This is a genomic window from Stieleria sp. (assembly GCF_041595215.1).
GTDB classification, from domain to species: Bacteria; Planctomycetota; Planctomycetia; order Pirellulales; family Pirellulaceae; genus Stieleria; species Stieleria magnilauensis.
In genome coordinates this window covers 1-1,823 of sequence record NZ_JBFHKV010001397.1, presented here as the reverse complement: position 1 = coordinate 1,823, position 1,823 = coordinate 1, and the positions used below count along the sequence as shown (strand labels likewise).

Below are 1,823 nucleotides of genomic sequence, written 5' to 3'. Positions count from 1 at the left end.
GCTGCTCGAACGAATGCCCGCCGAAACCTTCCGCGACGAAGTGCTCGGCACCGACAAGACACGCGTCGCCATCGTCGGCATGCTCGCATTGGTCGATGTCGACCACAGCGAAAAAACAGCCTTGGCGGTCCTGGAACGCTGCAGCGAAATGATGACCGGCTTCCTCAGTGATGCCGACTTCATCGATGTCCTGCGTCTTTGTCAGGTGACGCTGCATCGCAGCGGCCTGGATCCCGCCAAGGTGGCCCCGCTGGGCGCACAGATCGCCGAAGAGTTTCCTGCGGGCGAACCGAGAATCAATCACGAAGTCATTCGGCTGGCCACCTACCTCAGTTCCGAATCCTTGGCCGATCGCGCGATCGAGTACCTGGAGTCCGACGCGCCGCACGAGACGCGCACCCTGGTGGCGATGTGCTTGCAATCGATGTCCGACGGATGGAACGCGAAACAACGCTTCGCGATCCTCAAGTTCTTTGAAAAAGCGGCCAACCGATCGACCGCCGGCTCGCTGCCGATGTACATGACCAACGTCACCCGTGACTTTGCATCCACGCTGTCCGCCGATGACTTGCAAGCCATTTTGGAACAGGGGCACGTTTGGCAGAACGCGGCCTTGGCGGCGATCTACAAGGTCAAACAACCGATCGATGCGCTCACGACCGAAACCTTGATGTCGCTGGACAAAAAGATCCGCGATGACCAAAACGGCCGCGACGTCCAGCGACGCCTGCGGACCGGCATCGTCGCCTTGCTGGCTTCGTCCGAAGAGCCCGAAGCCCAAGAGTACTTGCGTGAACTTTGGCGCGATGAACCACAACGCCGTGCCGTCATCTCGATGGCCTTGGCGGTCCACCCCGAAGGCGAAAACTGGGACTACCTGGTCCGCAGTCTGAACATCCTGGACGACGAAGCCGGTGAAGAAGTCGTCGGCGCGCTGCAAAAAGTCGACGTCGCGACCGATGACCCGATGGCGCTGCGTCACCTGATCTTGCTCGGTGTCCGCGCCGAAGCAGACGAGCGGCCGTTTGAAAAAATCGAACAGCTGTTGGAACACTGGACCGGGATGGAACGCCCCGCCGGCGGAAAACAATCCATGCGTCCGTGGCAAAAATGGTATGCCAGTGTCTATCCCGATCGTCCGCCGGCTGTCTTGCCCAAGGCTGATGAATCACGCTGGGACTTTGAGCAATTGGTCACGTATCTCGACAGCGACAAGGGTCGCGTCGGAAACCCCGCCGCGGGCAAAGCGGCGTACACCAAAGCCAGCTGTGCCCAATGCCACCGCTTCGGCAACTACGGCGAATCGATCGGCCCGAGCCTGTCGGGCATCGCGCGGCGATTCACCAAACGGGAAATCGTCGAATCGATCCTCTACCCGGCTCACGTCGTCAGCGACCAATACGCCAGCAAGAAAGTCCTGACCTTGGACGGCAAAATCTTTGTCGGCATGGTCAGCGAACAATCCGATGGCACCCTGGTGGTCCGTGACGCCAGGAACAACACCGCGATGATCGAAGCGTCGGAAGTGGACCAAATCCTGCCGAGCACCAGCAGCATCATGCCCAGCGGGCTGATCGATGAGCTGACGCTGCAGGAGATCAGCGACATGATGGCCTACCTGGGAGTCGTCCCCTCGGCCGAAATCGCCACCCGCCCGTAGCGGAACTCGTTACCCAGCCGACGCGCCCCCGAAGGGTGTCGCTGCGGAACAGTTGTTAGCGGCAGGGCGCGAGCCCTGCGGTTCGTCAGCGCGTTTCCAACGCCGACACCGGACGGCTCGCGCCGTTCCGCTAACACCAGCAGGCAACGCTGTGAAGCAGTTG

Annotated in this window: 1 protein-coding gene; it reads left to right on the top strand. The window is 61.0% G+C overall.

The genetic code is table 11. From position 1 onward, the window contains the following. On the top strand, window positions 1–1,660 hold a 1,660-nt coding region (locus ABX749_RS31575), incomplete at its 5' end, for a c-type cytochrome (protein ID WP_372899534.1). Between the last annotated feature and the right edge of the window lie 163 nt (window positions 1,661–1,823).